This window comes from Cupriavidus sp. a3 (genome assembly GCF_051015765.1).
Lineage (GTDB): Bacteria > Pseudomonadota > Gammaproteobacteria > Burkholderiales > Burkholderiaceae > Cupriavidus > Cupriavidus oxalaticus_A.
On record NZ_CP170643.1, the window covers coordinates 3,223,513 to 3,241,777 of the forward strand.

General features: G+C 67.9%; 11 protein-coding genes and 5 pseudogenes. 11 read left to right on the top strand and 5 right to left on the bottom strand.

The annotated features are described in order from the left end of the window. From ACAD63_RS15495 to ACAD63_RS15530, 8 genes and pseudogenes are all read left to right on the top strand, one after another. Positions 1–1,560, top strand: a complete 1,560-nt coding sequence (locus tag ACAD63_RS15495) for a long-chain-fatty-acid--CoA ligase (RefSeq protein WP_434032936.1) — start codon at positions 1–3, stop codon at positions 1,558–1,560. Between the two features lie 327 nt (positions 1,561–1,887). Further along, positions 1,888–2,621, top strand: a pseudogene (locus tag ACAD63_RS15500) (CoA transferase); the annotation flags it as partial. A gap of 308 nt (positions 2,622–2,929) precedes the next feature. After that, positions 2,930–5,810, top strand: a pseudogene (locus tag ACAD63_RS15505) (LuxR C-terminal-related transcriptional regulator). 257 nt (positions 5,811–6,067) lie between these two features. Then, a pseudogene (locus ACAD63_RS15510) lies at positions 6,068–7,206 on the top strand (acyl-CoA dehydrogenase family protein). 39 nt (positions 7,207–7,245) lie between these two features. Further along, positions 7,246–8,433, top strand: coding sequence for a lipid-transfer protein (locus ACAD63_RS15515; protein WP_434032937.1), 1,188 nt, complete (start codon positions 7,246–7,248; stop codon positions 8,431–8,433). A 26-nt stretch (positions 8,434–8,459) separates the two neighbouring features. Beyond that, complete coding sequence (locus tag ACAD63_RS15520) at positions 8,460–8,900, top strand: MaoC family dehydratase N-terminal domain-containing protein (protein ID WP_135704964.1); 441 nt, start codon at positions 8,460–8,462, stop codon at positions 8,898–8,900. 13 nt (positions 8,901–8,913) lie between these two features. Further along, on the top strand, positions 8,914–9,342 hold the full coding sequence (locus tag ACAD63_RS15525) for a MaoC family dehydratase (RefSeq protein WP_133097484.1): 429 nt from the start codon (positions 8,914–8,916) through the stop codon (positions 9,340–9,342). Positions 9,343–9,381: 39 nt separating this feature from the next. Continuing rightward, a complete protein-coding gene (locus ACAD63_RS15530; protein WP_135704963.1) occupies positions 9,382–10,206 on the top strand; it encodes an SDR family NAD(P)-dependent oxidoreductase in 825 nt (274 codons plus the stop codon). Between the two features lie 39 nt (positions 10,207–10,245). Here ACAD63_RS15530 and ACAD63_RS15535 read toward each other — a convergent pair. Together ACAD63_RS15535 and ACAD63_RS15540 are read right to left on the bottom strand one after the other, a co-directional pair. Continuing rightward, positions 10,246–10,503 (bottom strand): annotated as a pseudogene (locus ACAD63_RS15535) (pirin family protein); the annotation flags it as partial. A 198-nt stretch (positions 10,504–10,701) separates the two neighbouring features. Further along, complete coding sequence (locus tag ACAD63_RS15540) at positions 10,702–11,136, bottom strand: VOC family protein (protein WP_133097486.1); 435 nt, start codon at positions 11,134–11,136, stop codon at positions 10,702–10,704. Between the two features lie 178 nt (positions 11,137–11,314). Between ACAD63_RS15540 and ACAD63_RS15545 the strand changes: the two genes are divergently transcribed. Then, positions 11,315–12,196: a LysR family transcriptional regulator gene (locus ACAD63_RS15545; protein WP_434032938.1), complete on the top strand. Its 882-nt coding sequence runs from the start codon at positions 11,315–11,317 to the stop codon at positions 12,194–12,196. A 27-nt stretch (positions 12,197–12,223) separates the two neighbouring features. Here the strand turns inward: ACAD63_RS15545 and ACAD63_RS15550 are convergent. Beyond that, positions 12,224–15,732: pseudogene (locus tag ACAD63_RS15550) on the bottom strand (pyruvate carboxylase). A 103-nt stretch (positions 15,733–15,835) separates the two neighbouring features. Next, positions 15,836–16,258: a hypothetical protein gene (locus ACAD63_RS15555; RefSeq protein ID WP_243737042.1), complete on the bottom strand. Its 423-nt coding sequence runs from the start codon at positions 16,256–16,258 to the stop codon at positions 15,836–15,838. A 199-nt stretch (positions 16,259–16,457) separates the two neighbouring features. Between ACAD63_RS15555 and ACAD63_RS15560 the strand changes: the two genes are divergently transcribed. Beyond that, a complete protein-coding gene (locus tag ACAD63_RS15560; protein WP_029049770.1) occupies positions 16,458–17,228 on the top strand; it encodes a ferredoxin--NADP reductase in 771 nt (256 codons plus the stop codon). Positions 17,229–17,293: 65 nt separating this feature from the next. Here ACAD63_RS15560 and ACAD63_RS15565 read toward each other — a convergent pair whose 3' ends face one another. Continuing rightward, complete coding sequence (locus ACAD63_RS15565; protein ID WP_135704961.1) at positions 17,294–17,548, bottom strand: RNA-binding protein; 255 nt, start codon at positions 17,546–17,548, stop codon at positions 17,294–17,296. Between the two features lie 234 nt (positions 17,549–17,782). Between ACAD63_RS15565 and ACAD63_RS15570 the strand changes: the two genes are divergently transcribed. Then, on the top strand, positions 17,783–18,136 hold the full coding sequence (locus ACAD63_RS15570; RefSeq protein WP_434032939.1) for a hypothetical protein: 354 nt from the start codon (positions 17,783–17,785) through the stop codon (positions 18,134–18,136). Positions 18,137–18,265 lie beyond the last annotated feature (129 nt).

Sequence of the window (18,265 nt, forward strand, 5' to 3'; positions counted from 1 at the left end):
GTGTACCTGACCCGAGCCCTGCACCGCTCGCTGCAACAGCAGGCGGACGAAATCGTCACCATCTTCCGCGGCCGGCGCCGCAGCTACCGCGAGTTCTGCGCGCGTGTCGCGCGCCTGGCCAGCGCGCTGCAGGCGCTTGGCATGCGGCCGAACGACCGCGTCGGCATCCTGGCGCAGAACTCGGACCGCTACCTTGAGTTCGCCATGGCTGCGTGGTGGGGCGGCGGCGTGCTCAACCCGGTCAACGTGCGCTGGAGCGTGCCGGAGGTGGTCTACTCGCTCGATGACTGCGACACCGGCATCCTGGTGGTCGACGACCAGTTCCTGCCGATGGCCGAGGGCATTCGCACCGCGGTGCGGCGCGAACCGGTGCTGATCCATGCCGGCGACGGCGACGGCGACGCGCCCGCCGGCATGCTGTCCTACGAGCGGCTGATCGACGAGGCCTCGCCGGTTCCGGACGCGCAGCGCGGCGGCGACGACCTCGCCATCGTCATGTACACCGGCGGCACCACGGGCTTCCCCAAGGGCGTCATGCAGACCCACAGCTCGCTGTGGTGCGGCACCCTGCAGCGCATGGCCGACACCCCGCCGCTGAAGGGCGGCCGCGTGCTGCATACCAACCCGTTCTTCCATATCGCGGCGATCGCGCGCGTGCTGATGCAGTTCATCGCGGGCGAGACCCACGTGATCCTGCCGTCGTTCGAAGCGCGCGAGGTACTGGAAACCATCGAGCGCGAACGCATCACCGAGCTGGGCATGGTGCCGACCACCATCCAGATGCTGATCCACCACCCCGACTTCGCCAGGTTCGACCTTGGCAGCGTCCGGCGGCTGGGCTATGGCGCATCGCCTATCAGCGCCGCGGTGCTGGAACAGGCCATGGAAAAGCTGCCCGGCGTCGAGTTCGCGCACTCGTACGGCATGACCGAATCGATGATCGTCACCACCAACCCGCCCGGCAACCATGGCAGCGCGGCGCGCGCGCAGGGGCTGCACCTGTCGGCCGGGTGCGCCGGCATCGGCATCGAGGTGAAGATCGCCGACGCCGAAGGCAACGAAGTGCCGCGCGGTACCGTCGGCGAGATCCTGGTGCGCAGCGGCGGCGTCATGCCCGGCTACTGGAACCGCCCCGAAGACACCGCCCGCGCGCTGCGCGACGGCTGGCTGCATACCGGCGACGGCGCGTACATGAACGAGCAGGGCTATATCTTTATCGTCGACCGCATCAAGGACATGATCGTCAGCGGTGGCGAGAACGTCTATTCGGCCGAGGTTGAAAACGTCATCGGCCGCCATCCCGCAGTGGCGATGAGCGCGGTGATCGGCGTGCCGCACGAGAAATGGGGCGAGGCCGTGCATGCCGTAGTGGTGCTGAAGGCTTGCGCGCAGGCGACGGAAGACGAGATCCGCGAGCATTGCCGGGCGCATATCGCCGGCTACAAATGCCCGAAGAGCGTCGAGTTCCGCCAGGCGCTGCCGCTGTCCGGCGCCGGCAAGATCCTCAAGCGCGACCTGCGCGCGCCGCACTGGGAAGGCAAGGCGCGCGCGGTGAACTGAGCGTCGATGGCCGTGGGGGGAATATGCCGGACCGGCGCCGTCCGCCTGCGGCCGTCTCAGGCCATCTTCAGAAGCGCGCGCGCTCAGCCGCCGTGCGCACAAGCTCGCGCTAACGCAGGCCGGTGGCGACGCGAATGAGTGTGAAGGGTGCCTGCCTTGCGTGCCTGGACATATAGGCGTGCGTTTGTGCGCTGCAAAAGCGCATCTCGCCCTCCTACCTGATACGGGTGGGTCCGCCGGCAACGGTCCTTTGCTCTACTTGCCGGCAGGCGGCAACGCGCCGGCGTGGGCCGCGCTCGCGCCGCCACACCACAGGAGAGAGCCGACATGGGCGTACTGAGCGGAATCCGCGTACTCGAATTCGAAGCCATCGGGCCGGGGGCGCCCGCCGCATCGACATCACCGGCCGCGGCTGGCGCTCGGTCACGCTGGACCTGAAGCAGCCCGAGGCGCAGCGCGCCGCGCTGGCGCTGGTCGAGCGCGCCGACGTCGTGCTCGAAGGGTTCCGCCCCGGCACCATGGAACGCCTGGGCCTGGGGCCGGAGGTCGCGCTCGCGCGCAACCCGAAGCTGGTCTACGGGCGCATGACCGGCTGGGGCCAGACCGGCCCGCTGGCGGACCGCGCCGGGCACGACCTCAACTACGTGGCGCTGTCCGGCGTGCTGTCGGGCATCGGACGCGCTGGCGCAGCGCCGATGCCCCCGCTGAACCTGGTCGGCGACTACGGCGGCGGCGGCATGCTGCTGGCGCTGGGCGTGGTCGCGGCGCTGCTCAACGTGCAGCGCGGCGGCAAGGGCCAGGTGGTCGACGCGGCCATGACCGAAGGCGCGGCGCAGCTGGGCGCGGTGTTCTGGGGCATGCTGGCCTCGGGCACATGGAAGAAGGCACGCAAGTCGAACGTGCTGGACGGCGGCGCGCCGTGGTACGACAGCTACCGGACCCGCGACGGCAAGTACTTTTCGATCGGCCCGGTGGAGCAGCGCTTCTATGCCGAGCTGCTGCAACGTCTCGGGCTCGCCTGGACGCACTGGCCATGGAGGCGGTCGGCAACAGCCCGGCCGAGTTCCGGCGCGAGTTCGACGCCACCGAGCCGGTGATCGCGCGCATGATCAAGACCAGCGGCGCCACCGCCGAATAGGCAGCGGAATAGGCAGAGCGGAATAGGCAGCGGAATAGGCCTGGGGCGCTGCGCGCCACCAGGCTGGCATCTTGGCGGCGCGAGACCTCTATCGCCGGGCTGCGGCTTCTGCCATACAATCGCAGCAACAGCCGCCCCTTGCCCCGCCAGCGCTGGACACCCTGGCGCCTGCGAGCCGCCAGCGCCGCCACTTGCATCGGCTTGCCCAGGCTGCCCTATCCCGCCGCTCCGATGCCCAACTCGCCAGCCAACCCTCCGTCGCCACCCGGCAGCCAGCCCACCACGCTGCCCTCGCCGCCATCCCGCCCGCCATCGCTGCGCAGCGCCGCGCGCGTGGTCGCGCGCGAACGGTTGCTGGCGCAGCTGACCGAGGCGCGCCGGCGGCGCTGCATCGTGCTGCAGGGGCCGGCCGGCTATGGCAAGACCGCGCTGCTGAGCACCTGGCGCCTGGACCTGCTGGCGCTGGGCTTCGACAGGGCCGCGCTGGCGCTGGAACCCGCCGACAACGAGCGCCAGCGCTGGCTCGACCGCGTGCTCGCGTGCCTGGCCGAAATCAGTTCCGACATCACCCGCGAGGCCGTGCTGCTGGCCGAGCGCGCCACCGACGACGAAGCCGTGGAGCGCGCCATCGTGGCGCTGGTGCGCGGCATCGGCGCGCATTCGCGCGAAGTGACGCTGGTGCTGGACGACGTGCAGCACCTGGCCTCGGCGCGCGTGCTGCAGCCGCTGCAATGGCTGCTCGAATACGCCCCGCCCAACTTCCACTTGGTGCTCGCCACGCGCGCGGCGCTGCCGCTGTCGCTCGGCGCCTGCGCGACCAGGGCCAGCTGCTGGAGCTGGACCAGCGCGACCTGCGCTTCACGCTGGCCGAATCGCAGCACTTCCTGCGGGCCCAGCTGGGCGAGATCAGCGCGCGCGATGCGCGCCTGCTGCACGAGCTGGCCGACGGCTGGGTCGCCGGCCTGCAGCTTTTCGCCGCGCACTGGAAGCGCAAGAAGGCCAGCGCCAGCGGCGTGACCTTCGCCAGCGGCCTGGTGCAGGCCAACGTGCAGGACGCCGGTGCCTTTGCCGAATATTTCGAGCGCGAAGTCCTGTCGCGGCTGGCACCCGACGAAGCCGAGCTGCTGATACGCGCGGCCGCATGCGAGCGCTTTACCGCATCGCTGTGCCAGGCGCTGGGCGAACAGGCGATGGGCGAGCACGAGGTGCTGGCCCTGCTGACACGGCTGGAGCAGGAAAACCTTTTCATCACCCCCACGCCCGGCCCCGAACGCGAAGCCTGGTACCGCCTGCACCCGCTGCTGCGCGAGACCCTGGCCGAACGCTTCCGCGCGCGCAGCGAGGCGCAGCAGCGCGCCATCCACGGCGCTGCCTGGCGCTGGTTCCGCGACCACCGCATGCTGGCCGAGGCCGTCCGCCACGCCGTGCTCGCCGGCGATGCCGGCACCGCAGCCGAACTGGTGGAACGCTATACCGACACGCTGATGGCGCGCGGCGAAGTGCGCAAGGCGCTTGGACTGCTGCGCCTGCTGCCCGCCAATGAGATCCAGGCGCGCCCGGAGCTGCGGCTGCTGGCGCTGCGCATGCAGATGCTCACGCGCGACCTCGATGGCTGTGCCGCCGGGGCCGACCGGCTCGAAGCCGATATCGGCCCCGCGCCTGGCAACGCCTCGCTGCGCTACCGGCTGGCGCTGCTGCGCTTCAGCCTGGTGCTGCTGCGCGACGACACCGCCGGCGCGCTGGCACTGCTGCCCGAAATCGAAGCCGCCCCGGCGGACATCGCGCCCTTCTACCTGGGCTCGCGCAATAACCTGCTGTCGCTGCTGTACATGCACCTTGGCGACTACGAGCGCGCGCGCGCCATCCACGCCGAAACGCCGCCGCTGCTGGTCGACGGCGTGCCGCTGCTGGGCACCGCCAGCGGCATGCTCAATGGCCGCTGCCTGATCGGCTTCAGCCATGCGATGGAAGGCAACGTGACGCAGGTCGTGCGCATCAGCCGCGACGTGCTGCGCGAAGTCGAACTGGTGGGGCACGGCGGCGCGGGCGCCGAGCCGGAGTACTTTGCCGCCGCGCTGCTGGGCGAAGTGCTGTACGAGCACAACGACCTGGACGCCGCGCGCAAGCTGCTCGAAGACCGCGTCGACGTGATGGAGCGCGTATCGATCCCGGATTCCGTGCTGCGCGTGCATACCGTGCTGGCCGCGGCGCACTGGATCATCGGCCACCGGCTCGATGCCTTCGCCCAGCTGGAGCGGCTGGAGGACTACGGCACGCAGCAGGGCCTGGACCGGCTGGTGGCCCAGAGCCTGTCCAACCAGGTCCGCCTGCACCTGGCCGGCGGTGACCTTGCCACGGCCGAAGCGGTGCTGGCGCGGCTCGACGCCATTGCCGTGCGCCACCGCGCCGCGCCGCGCGGCTTCCTCGACGCGATCCACATGATGACCGAGCGCGCCCACGTGATGGCCAGCCTGGCGCATGACGATCTGCGCGCCGCCTGGATGCGGCTGGCACCGCTGATCGCCTATTGCGAGGGGCGCGGCTGGCAGCGCCACGTGGCGCAGCTGCACATGCTGGCCGCGGTGGTCGCCACGCGCCGCGGCGATCCGGCCGCCGCGCACGAACATGCCCTCGAAGGCCTGCGCCGCGGGCACCGGCTCGGGCTGATGCGCAGCCTGATCGACGCCTCCCCCGGCTCGGGCTGATGCGCAGCCTGATCGACGCCTCCCCCGGCTCGATGCGGCAGGTTGACGACATCGCCGGCACCCCCGGGCTCGACCCGGTGCTGGCGTTCTACATCGAGCGGCTGCAGCAGGCCGTGCCGGAGCCGGCGCCGGCCGGCGCGGCGGCAGCCGGCGCAACCTCCGCGGGACTGGCAGAAGGCCGCACAGAAGAACTGAGCGAGCGCGAGGCCGACGTGGTGCGCCTGCTCGGCCAGGCGCTGCCCAACAAGAAGATCGCACGCACGCTGGGGCTGTCGCCGGAGACGGTGAAATGGCACCTGCGCAACATCTTCCGCAAGCTCGGCGTGAGCAGCCGCGACGAGGCCGTGGCGCGCGTGCGCGACCGCGAACTCGGCCAGGGCGGCCAGCCGCCCGACGGGGCGCGCTGACACCGCTCAGGCGCGTCCGAGGGCACTCTCCCGCCCCTCGGCACGGGCCTGATACCGCTCCTCCTCCCCACCCTCCGGGGCGGCAACCCCCGCCCACCCACCACCTGAAGCGGGTGGTGTTCGCGTCCCCCCTCCCCCCAGTACCTTAGCGACATGCCAGTGGCCCGGCCCGCAACCAGCCGGCGACCTGTGCCCGAACCGCATTCCCAGAAAACCTGTCAGGCCGCGGACCGCACGGCTGACATCCGGAGACCTCCATGGAAATCCAACGCACGATCTTCCGCGACGACCACGAGATGTTCCGCACCACGGTGCGCCGCTTCCTTGAGCGCGAATGCCTGCCCCGGCAGGCCGAGTGGGACAAGGCCGGCAAGGTCGACCGCGAAACCTGGCTCAAGGCCGGCCGCGAGGGCCTGCTGTGCGTGACGCTGCCGACTGAATACGGCGGCGGCGGCGGCGACTTCGGGCACTCCGCCATCTTCAACGAAGAGCAGGCGCGCGCCGGCATCAGCGGCCCCGGCTTCGGCGTGCACTCCGACATCATTGCGCCGTACATTGCCCGCATCGGCAACGAGGAACAGAAGCAGCGCTGGCTGCCCAAGGTCTGCTCGGGCGAATACATCCTGGCCATCGGCATGACCGAACCGGGCACTGGCAGCGACCTCAAGGCGATCCGCACCACCGCGATCCGCGAGGGCGACGAATACGTCATCAACGGCAGCAAGACCTTCATCTCCAACGGCCTGAACGCCGACCTGATCATCATGGTCTGCAAGACCGACCCGGGCGCCGGCTCGCGCGGCGTCAGCCTGATCGTGGTCGAAGCCGACCGCGAAGGCTTCCGCCGCGGCCGCAAGCTCGACAAGGTCGGCCAGCACGCGCAGGACACCGCCGAGCTGTTCTTCGACAACGTGCGCGTCCCGGTGACCAACCTGCTCGGCGAGGAAGGCAAGGGCTTCGGCTACCTGATGGCCGAACTGCCGCAGGAACGCCTCTCGATCGCCATCAGCGCCGCGGCCAAGCTCGAAGTCTCGCTGGAGCAGACGCTGGCTACGTCAAGGACCGCAAGGCCTTCAACCAGACCGTGTGGGACTTCCAGAACACCAAGTTAAAGCTGGCCGACATCAAGGCGCAGGCGATTGCCGTGCGGCTGATGATCGACCACTACCTGGGCGAGCACATCCGCCGCCGCCTGACGCTGGAAGAAGCCGCGGTGGCCAAGCTGTACGCGACCGAGGCGCTGGGCCAGGCGCTGGACCAGATGGTGCAACTGCACGGCGGCTACGGCTACATGCTCGAGTACCCGGTGGCGCGCGCCTTTGCCGATTCGCGCGTCACGCGCATCTACGGCGGCACCAGCGAAGTGATGCGCGAACTGATCTCGCGCAAGCTGTAATTCCGCACCTATCCAGCACATCCATCGGAGGACACACACATGACTCGCAAGGTTTTCGTCGCCGGCGCCGGCATGATCCCGTTCAAGAAGCCGGGCAGCAGCGACACCTATGACGTGATGGGCGCCACGGCCGTGCGCCAGGCGCTGGACGACGCCGGCCTGAGCTACGACGACGTGCAGCAGGCTTATGCCGGCTACGTCTACGGCGACTCCACCTGCGGCCAGAAGGCGCTGTACCAGGTCGGCATGACCGGCATCCCCGTGGTCAACGTCAACAACAACTGCGCCACCGGCTCGACCGCGCTGTTCCTGGCGCGCCAGGCGGTGCAGAGCGGCGCGGTCGATTGCGCGCTGGCAGTGGGCTTCGAGTACATGCAGCCCGGTGCGCTCAAGTCGCGCTGGGACGACCGTGCCCCGGCGCTGGAGCGCGCACTCGACCTGGTCGACGAGTTGGTCGACCGCAAGGACCTGCCCAACGCCATCCGCCAGTTCTCCGGCGCAGGCAAGGCCCACATGGACAAGTACGGCACCAGGCTCGAGACCTTCGCGAAGATCCGCGCCAAGGCCAGCCGCCATGCCGCCAACAACCCGCTGGCCGTGTTCCGCAACGTCATGACCACCGAGGAAGTGCTGGCCGCGCCGGCGCTGTGGGAAGGCGTGCTGACGCGCCTGATGGCGTGCCCGCCGACCTGCGGCGCGGCGGCCGCCATCGTGGTGTCGGAGGAATTCGCGCGCAGGAAGGGACTGAAGACCGATGTGCTGATCGCCGGCCAGTCCCTGACCACCGACCGCCCCAGCACCTACGACGCGCGCGACATGATCCGCGTGGCCGGCTTTGACATGACCCGCGAGGGTTCGCAGCAGGTGTACGAGCAGGCCGGCGTCGGCCCGCAGGACATCGACGTGATCGAGCTGCACGACTGCTTCGCGCAGAACGAACTGCTGACCTACGAAGGCCTGGGCCTGTGCGAGGCAGGCGGCGCCGAGCAGCTGGTCAACGACGGCGACAACACCTACGGCGGCAAGTGGGTGGTCAACCCGTCGGGCGGATTGCTGTCCAAGGGACACCCGCTGGGCGCCACCGGGCTGGCGCAGTGTTTCGAGATGGTCAAGCAGCTGCGCGGCACCGCCGACAAGCGCCAGGTGGAAGGCGCCCGGCTGGCGCTGACGCACAACCTGGGGCTGGGCGGCGCCTGCGTGGTGACCCTGTACCAGAAGCACGCCTGAGTGCGCGCAATCACAGGAGACTATCCATGATCGACAAGAAACACATCGGCAAGGTGATTGCGGACTTCCGCACCTCCGCGCCGGCGAGCCAGCTGCGCTTCTTCGCCAAGGCCACCGGGCAGGCCGATCCGGTCTATATCGATGAAGCGGCGGCGCGCGACGCCGGCCATCCCGGCCTGCCGCTGCCGCCTACCTTCCTGTTCTCGCTCGAGCTGTCGCAGCCGTCCAATGCGTGGCGGGACGAGGTCGGCATCGTGCCGTCGCGCATCCTGCATGGCGAGCAGTCCTTTGCTTACCACCGCATGGCGTACGCGGGCGACACGCTGCATTTCAAGACCACTATCGCCGACATCTACGACAAGAAAAACGGCGCGCTGGAGTTCGTGGTGCGCGAAACACGCGTAAGCAACCAGGACGGCGAGCACGTAGCCGACCTGCGCAGCGTGCTGGTGCAACGCAACGGCTGAACGGAGACCCCACATGAGCAAACTGAGCTTCGACCAGGTCAAGGTGGGCGACACGCTGCCACCGCTGACGCTGGAACCGGTCAACCGCACCACGCTGGCACTGTTCGCCGGCGCGTCGAACGACCACAACGCCATCCACATCGACATCGACTACGCGCGCAAGGCCGGCATGCCCGACGTGTTCGCGCACGGCATGCTGTCGATGGCCTACCTCGGCCGCCTGCTGACGCAGTGGGTCGACCAGCGCCAGCTGCGCCAGTTCGGCGTGCGCTTCGTCGGCATCACGCACCTGGGCCATCGCATCACCTGCAGCGGCCGCGTGGTGGAAAAGCTGGAAGTGGATGGTCCGGATGGCAAAGAGCGGCGCATCAAGCTGGAAATCCAGACCGCCAACCAGTACGGCGAAACCAAGATCCTCGGCGACGCCGTCGTCGCCCTGTAAATCCAATCGAGCACGAGATCGAGCACTAAGGAGTCAGCAATGGGAGCACTTGAAGGCAAGGTGGCACTGGTCACCGGTTCGGGCCGCGGCATCGGCAATGCGATCGCCAGGCGCCTGGCACGCGAGGGCGCGCGCCTGGTCATCAACGACCTCGACGCCGAACCGGCGCAGCAGACGGTGGAGGAGCTGAAGGCGATGGGCGTTGAGGCGGTGGCGTGCGTGGGCAACGTGACCGCGCCGGATTTTGCCGACCGCTTCATCAACACGGCGATGAGCAGCTTCCAGAGCATCGACATCATCGTCAACAACGCCGGCTTCACCTGGGACGACGTGGTGCAGAAGATGAGCGACGAGCAGTGGTACGCCATCCTGGATTGCCACATGACCGCGCCGTTCCGCATCCTGCGCGCCGCCTACCCGCATATCAAGGCGCTTGCCGCAGCCGACAAGGAAGCCGGCCGCGAGGTGTACCGCAAGATTGTCAATATCTCGTCGACATCCGGCCTGAACGGCAACGCCGGCCAGATCAACTACTCCGGCGCCAAGGCTGGCGTGATCGGCATGACCCGTGCGATGGCGCGCGAATGGGGCCGCTTCAACGTCAACGTGAATGCGGTGGCCTTCGGCCTGATCCACACCCGCATGACCTCGGCCGACGCGCATGCCGGTGCCACGGTCAACATCGAAGGCCGCGAGATCCGCGTCGGCCTGAACCCTGAAATGCTCAAGTCGCATGCCCAGCGCAACCCGCTCGGCCGCGGCGGCACGCCGGAGGAGGCGGCAGGCGGCGTGTACCTGTTCTGCTCGCCGGATTCGAACTACATCACCGGCCAGGTGATCGCGGTCGCGGGCAACGTGCAGTAAGTTGCCCGACATCGCAGTTCCCGCCAGGGCCCCGCGGGGCCCTTTTCTCTTCTTACCCGCGCGGGCTACTTCGCCCTTGTAGACGATCGTCACCGTCTCGAAGCCCCGGTGCGGATGCTGGCCCACGCCGCGTGGCGCCTGCGTCGGCGTAAAGTCCGCCGGGCCGGCGTAGTCCAGCAGCAGGAACGGGCTGAGCTGCCTGCCATGGCTCTGGTAAGAGAACATCGAACGCACCGGAAAGCCGTCTCCGGTCCAGTGCGAACGCGGTGCGCTGTAGACACCCAGGATGCGCTTCATGTCGATCTCCGGAAGTGCCGGCCGGGACAGCCCGCGATGCGCGGGATCCTGCCGAGGCGGCCGGCGCCAGTTGATGGATCGATCATAGGTGTCGCGTGCCAGCTGCGGTAGACAGCGCCGGCGCATCGCAGTGTCCTGCCGCTGGAACGATGCGCTTGTGCAAGCAGGGCGCACATTCAGCGGCTGATGGTCTCCGCCCTACTTGGCGAACAACGACGACAGGTCAGCGAAGGCCTTGATCTCCAGCGCATTACCCGACGGGTCCAGGAAGAACATGGTGGCCTGTTCGCCAGGCTCGCCCTTGAAGCGGATGTGGGGTTCGATGATGAACTCGACGCCTGCCGCCCGCAGCCTTTCTGCCATCGCCTCCCATTCGGGAATCGACAGCACCGCGCCGAAGTGCCGCACCGGCACCTGGTCGCCATCGACCGCGCTGGTCTTGCTGTGGCCGACTTCCTCCGGCGCCAGGTGCGCCACGATCTGGTGGCCGAAGAAGTTGAAATCGATCCAGTCCGGCGAGCTGCGCCCTTCCGGGCAGCCGAGCAGCCCGCCATAGAATGCGCGCGCCTCGGCAAGGTCGCGCACGGGAAAGGCGAGATGGAAGGGAGGAATGCGGGGGGCGGTAGTAGTCATGGGCTCGGGCTGAGTGAAGCCTAGTGGGGAATAAATCTGGCGGCGGCTCTTGAGGCCTGTAACCAGGGCCTGCAACCAGGGCCTGCAACCGCCATCGTCCGCTTAGTCTAAGCATCGCCATTCACCATGAAAAGCGATATATTTTTTCCCTGAGCAACAATTATTTCGATCTATCGCGATGCTGCGCGAACTTCAGACTTTCCTCGCGGTGGTCCGCTACGGCACCTTTGCCAACGCGGCCGCCCATATCGGGCTGACGCAATCGGCGGTCAGCGCACAGATCCAGCGGCTGGAACAGGAACTGGGCTTTGCACTGTTCGATCGCACCGGCCGCGCGGCCGTGCTCAATGCCGATGGCCGCGAAACGCTGGCGGTTGCCGAAGAACTGATGGCCGTGTACGCCAGGCTCGGCCGCCATGCGGGCAGCCCGCGCACCGGGCTGGTCCGCATCGGCGCCATCGCATCGGTCCATGTCTCGTTCCTTGCCGATGCGCTGGCCAGCTTCCGGCATGAGATGCCGGGATACCGAATCAAGCTGGTGCCGGGCGTGTCGCTGAACCTGCTGGGCCAGGTCGATTCGGGCGAAATCGATATCGCGGTGATGATCAGGCCGCCGTTCGCGTTGCCTTCCGACCTGCAGTGGCGCACGCTGCTGGCCGAACCGTTCGTGCTGCTGGTCCCTCGCGCCCAAGGCAAGCGGCCATGGCGCGAGTTGCTGGAGAGCGAGTCGTTTATCCGCTATGACCGCGGCTCGTTTGGCGGGCGCGTGGTCGACCAGTTCCTGCGCCGTGCGCGTATCCCGGTCAGGGACGCGATCGAACTGGACGACTTGCAGGGCATCGCGCAGCTGGTGCAGCGCGGCCTTGGCGTCGCGCTGGTGCCGATCACCGGCACGACGGCATGGCCGAAAGGCGTGGCGGCGCTCAGCCTCGGCGATGACACCTTCCATCGCGAGATCGGGCTGGTGGAGCGTCCGCACCATAGCCGCCAGGCGGCGGCCACGCTGCTGGCGCAACGCATCGCGCAGGCTGCGCAGAGCATGGCGCGGGCGCTGCCCTGACGCCGCGCTGCCGCGGCGCCAGCCACGTCACTGCGCCGGCTTCAGCTCGATCAGCAGGTCCTTCGCCGCCACCCGGTCGCCCTGCTTCACATGCACCACGGCGATCTCGCAGTCGCGGTCGGCGGCGATATGGGTTTCCATCTTCATCGCCTCCAGCGCCAGCAGCGTCGTGCCCGCGGCCACGCGCTGCCCCGGTTGCACGGCCACGGTCACGATCGAACCCGGCATCGGCGCGCGATATGCAGCGGATTGTCGGGCTCGGCCACCGGACGGCTCTGGCGCGCGGATGCCGCCTGCGTGGTGATGCGCTGCTCGACCAGCGCCGTGCGCGATTGCCCGTTCAGCTCGAACTGGACCTTGATGCGGCCTTCCTCCGCATCGGGATGCGTGCCCTGCAGCGAGACCAGCAGCGTCTTGCCCGCGGCGATGTCGATGGCCACTTCTTCCTGCGGCTGCAGGCCGTACAGGAATGCCGGCGTCGGCACCACCGAGGTGTCGCTGTAGTTGCGCACATGCGCGTGGTAGTCCACCGCCTGCTTCGGGTACATCAGATAAGACGCCAGCTGGCGGTCGTCGAGCGGCTCCTCGCAGGCCGCTTCCGCGGCGGCACGCGCGGCATCGAGGTTGACCGGCGGAATCTGGTCGCCGGGCCGGTACGGAGCGGGCGGTTCGCCGCGCAGCACCTTGCGCGACAGTCCCGCGGGAAAGCCGTCGGGCGGGAAGCCCAGCTCGCCCTTGAACAGCGACACCACCGACTCGGGGAAAGCGATTTCCTTGCCCGGGTCGCACACGTCCGCGGCGCTCATGTCATTGGCCACCATCATCAGGGCCAGGTCGCCGACCACCTTGGAGGTCGGCGTCACCTTGACGATGTCGCCGAACATCTGGTTGACCTCGGCGTAGGCCTGCGACACCTCGGTCCAGCGATGCTCGATGCCGAGCGAGCGCGCCTGCTCGCGCAGGTTCGTGTACTGGCCGCCGGGCATCTCGTGGCGGTACACGTCGGCGGTGCCGGCGCGGATCTCGGATTCGAACGGCGCGTAGTAACGACGCACCCCTTCCCAGTACATCGAGGCTTCGTGCAGCCGGTCCAGGCTCAGGCCCGGGTCGCGCTCGCTGCCGGCCAGCGCCGCGGCGATGCTCGACAGGTTGGGCTGCGAGGTCAGCCCGCTCATGGCGTCGAGCGCGCCGTCCACCGCATCGCAGCCGGCCTCGATCGCCGCCAGCGCCGACGCTGCCGAGATGCCGCTGGTGTCGTGCGTATGGAAATGCACCGGCAGCCCGGTCTCTTCCTTGAGCGCCTTGACCAGCGCGGCCGCCGCCTGCGGACGGCAGATGCCCGCCATGTCCTTGATGCCCAGCACATGCACGCCGGCCTGCTGCAGCTCGCGCGCGATACCGACGTAGTACTTCAGGTCGTACTTGGCGCGCGACTTGTCGAACAGGTCGCCGGTATAGCAGATCGCGCCTTCGCACAGCGCGCCGCTTTCGCCCACCGCATCGATCGCCACGCGCATGTTGCGCACCCAGTTGAGCGAGTCGAACACGCGGAACACGTCCACGCCGGCGCTGGCGGCCTGGCGCACGAAGAAGCGCACCACGTTGTCCGCATAGTTGGTATAGCCGACGGCATTGGAGCCGCGCAGCAGCATCTGGAACAGCACGTTGGGCACGCGCTCGCGCAATTGCTCCAGGCGCTGCCACGGGTCTTCCTTGAGGAAGCGCAGCGCCACGTCGAAGGTCGCGCCGCCCCAGCACTCCAGCGAGAACAGCTGCGACAGCTCGCGTGCATAGAACGGCGCGATCGGCAGCATGTCGGCGGTGCGCATGCGCGTGGCAAAGAGCGACTGGTGCGCGTCGCGCATAGTGGTGTCGGTCAGCAGCACCTGCTTCTGCTCGAGCATCCAGCGCGAGAACTTCTCGGCGCCAAGCTCGCGCAGGCGGTCGCGCGTGCCGTACGGCAGCGGCTTGCTGTTGTCGACCGCGGGCAGCACCGCTGCCGGCAGCGGCAACGGCGGCAGCGTGCGGCCGGCCATTTCCGGGTGCCCGTTGACGCAGATCTCGCCGAGATAGCGCAGCAGCTTGGTGGCACGGTCCAGGCGCTTGGTGAATTCAAGCAGCTCCGGCGTCTTGTCGATAAAGCGCGTGGTGACGTCGCCGGCGCGGAACGCCGGATGGTTGATGACGTTCTCCAGGAACTGTAGGTTGGAGGCCACGCCGCGGATGCGGAACTCGCGCAGCGCGCGGTCCATGCGGCGGATCGACTCGGGCGCGGTCGGCGCCCAGGTAGTGACCTTGACCAGCAGCGAGTCGTAGTACGGCGTAATTACCGCGCCACCATAGGCGGTGCCGGCATCCAGCCGCACGCCGAAGCCGGCGGCGCTGCGATACGCGGTGAGACGGCCGTAGTCTGGCAGGAAGCCGTTCTCCGGATCCTCGGTCGTGATCCGGCACTGCAGCGCGTGGCCGTTCAGATGGATATCCTGCTGGACCGGCACGCCCGCGGCGCGCACCACGATGTCGCCGTTCTCGTTGCGCGTGTTCTCGGTCATGCCGAGATAGCCGCCTTCCGTGATCCGGATCTGCGCCTTGACGATATCGACGCCGGTGACCATCTCGGTGACCGTGTGCTCGACCTGGATGCGCGGGTTGACTTCGATGAAATAGAACTGGCCGGAATCGGCGTCCATCAGGAATTCGACCGTGCCGGCATGCGAGTACCCGACCGCGCGCATCAGCCGCATCGCCGCCTCGCACAGTTCGGCCCGGCCGGCATCGTCAAGGTACGGCGCGGGCGCGCGCTCCACCACCTTCTGGTTGCGGCGCTGCACGGTGCAGTCGCGCTCGTACAGGTGCACCAGGTTGCCATGCGTGTCGCCGAGCGCCTGCACTTCGACGTGGCGCGCGTTGCGCACCAGCTTCTCGACATAGACCTCGTCGTTGCCGAACGCCGCCAGCGCCTCGCGCCGCGCCGCGGCCAGCGAGCCTTCCAGGTCCTGCTCGCTCTCCAGGATGCGCATGCCGCGCCCGCCGCCGCCCCAGCTGGCCTTGAGCATCAGCGGATAGCCGATGCCCGCGGCCAGGCGCTTGCAGGCCTCCAGGTCGTGCGGCAGCGGATCAGTGGCCGGCATCACCGGCACGCCCGCCTCGATCGCCGCATTGCGTGCTGCCACCTTGTTTCCGAGGCGGCGCATGACCTCGGGCGACGGGCCGATCCAGCGGATGCCGGCATCGATCACGGCCTGCGCGAAGTCCGGATTCTCCGACAGGAAGCCATAGCCCGGATGGATCGCATCGACCTTCGCATGGCGCGCGATGCGCAGGATGTCTTCGATATCGAGATAGGCCGCCAGCGGCTTCTTGCCCTCGCCGACCAGGTAGCTCTCGTCGGCCTTGAAGCGATGGAGGGCGAGGCGGTCTTCCTTGGAGTAGATCGCCACGGTCCGGATATTCATCTCGGCGGCGGCCCGCATGACGCGGATCGCGATCTCGGAACGGTTGGCAATCAGCAGCGATTTGATGGGAGCGTAGTTCATGGCACGCACAAGGAAACTGAGGGCAACCGAGACGCCGCGCAGGCAGCACGGCGGCTCGGGTCATTCGAAGGGACCGCGCCACGGCAGGTGCCGTGGGCGGCGGCTAGTCGAAATGCGCAAACTGCGCAAACGGGCTGTGTGAATCCATCCAGTCGTCATGCCTGGCCACGGCCGCCCAGGCCCAGTTGGTACGCTGTGGCGCCGGCTTGCCGCCGCAACGATCGTCGTGGTGGCGGCCGGCACGTGGCTGGCTGTCATCTGCGGCAAGCGCGCGGCTTTCTGCGCCAGCTGCGCCGGCTGCATTCGTTCCGTAGTACATCGCGGTGCATTCCTGTTCAAGACCAAGGGCGCCTGCCCTGCAACGCAATGCGATCGTCGGGTCACGGCAGCTTTGCCGGCACGACGGCTGGACGTGCGGCGGGTCTGGGAGCGCAAAAAGCGGGCCATACCGGATTTGGTTGATTTGCCAGGATTTCGCGCCGCAAACCCGGCATACGGGTTTCAGAATTGAAACCCCGGATTTCATCACTGCGCATAACCCTATCCCGGGCGGGGTTCCGTCGACGTGGCCCGGGCACGCCGGCCGCTGCCGTTTTACAATACGCGTCGAAGTGGATCATTGCGTTCCCGTGATCCGCCGCCTTTGCCGGTAACTGCCGACAGGCGCACATGTCCGGTCACCATCCTCCCCGGCGGCTTGCCCGCGGGCCTTGGCGTTTCCTCCGATGAGCAACCTCTACCAGCAATCCATCCTCTCCGTTCACCACTGGACCGACACGCTGTTCAGCTTCACCTGCACGCGCGACCCGGGTTTCCGCTTCGAAAACGGCCAGTTCGCCATGGTCGGCCTGGAAGTCAATGGCCGCCCGCTGCTGCGTGCCTACAGCATCGCCAGCGCCAACTATGAAGAAACCCTGGAATTCTTCAGCATCAAGGTGCCGGATGGCCCCCTGACGTCGCGCCTGCAACACCTGCGCGAAGGCGACCAGATTTTTGTCGGCAAGAAGCCCACCGGCACGCTGCTGGTCGAAAACCTGCTGCCCGGCAAGACCCTGTGGCTGCTGGCCACCGGCACCGGCCTGGCCCCGTTCCTGTCGATCATCCGCGATCCCGAGGTGTATGCCCGCTACGACAAGATCGTGCTGACCCACACCTGCCGCTATGTCGATGAACTGGCCTACCAGCAACTGCTGAACGAGCACCTGCCCGAGCACGAGTACCTGGGCGAGATGGTGCGCGAAAAGCTGGTTTATTTCCCCACCGTCACGCGCGAAGACTTCCACACGCGCGGCCGCATCACCGAGCTGATCGAGTCGGGCGAACTGTTCGAGCGCCTGGGCGTGCCCCCGTTCTCGACCGAGAACGACCGCCTGATGCTGTGCGGCAGCCCCGACATGCTCAAGGAAATCCGCGTCATGCTGGAAGAGCGCGGTTTCGAGGAAGGCAATATGAGCGAGCCCGGCCACTTCGTGCTCGAGAAGGCCTTCGTCGGCTAAGCGCCGGCACTTCGCAGGCGCAGGCCTGCTGCCTGCGGGTCGTCGCGCCCGCAGGTCCTTCCCGCCTATTCGAAGCGCTCCGTGAGCACCATTGCCTCAACCTGGCGCTTCTTCCAGAACAGATGGTTGATGCGCGGCTGCAGCATCCGCAGCGCGGCGTCCTCTACCGCGTTGAAATGCACCGCCACCGCCGGGCGCGAGCCATCCCCCGGCAGTCGCTCGAGCTCGTCGAACGCCGGGAAGCCGTAGCGGATGAGGAAGTCGCGGATCTCGTCGTCGGTGGTTTCCATATCGACGTTCGAAAGCATCAGCACACTCATTGGCTTCTCCTGAAGTCCTGGAAGCCCTTGCGGGCATGTCCCTGAACTAGGTTTATGGCAGGCAAGGCCAGAACGCAAATCGTGGCCCGGGCGGCGTGCCATCGCCCTTCCCAGCCCCGACAGGCGGCTCCGCCCTGCCGGCACCGGCGCCATCGGATTCTGGCAATTCCGGGCGCGGCACATATGATGGTTCTAGGAAGCCGGCCGGCTGCCCGGCAATCGAGGAGGGACAACATGCCGATATCGACAAGATGGCTGCTGACCGGCTTGCTGGCACTGGGCAGCGTCGCGACAGCCCTGGCACAGCAATCCCCGCCGAAGGGGGGCGCCGCAGGTGCCATTTCGGAAGCCGTGCAGGAAGGCGCCAATCCCTACCGCCCGCCGTCGGCTCCCACACTCGACCCCGACCAGGTCACGCGCGACAAATGCGAATCGCTGAAAGAGCAGTTCAACGCCACGCCGAAGAAGCGCACGTACCAGTCGACCACCTCGGCGACGCAGAACGCGCAGGGCCGGCCGATTCCGAAGGTCGAGCGCGACAAGTCGCGCAAGGAGCTGCAGCAGGCGTATCGGGATAATTGCACGTAGCGGTGCATGACGGCGCCGGCAGGTCGATGCAGCGGGCCACAGGGAACGGCGCGGCGAATATCGGATCGGCAAATATCGGCGCCACAAAAAACGCGCCACAAAAAACAAAACCCCGGAAGACCGCGATCT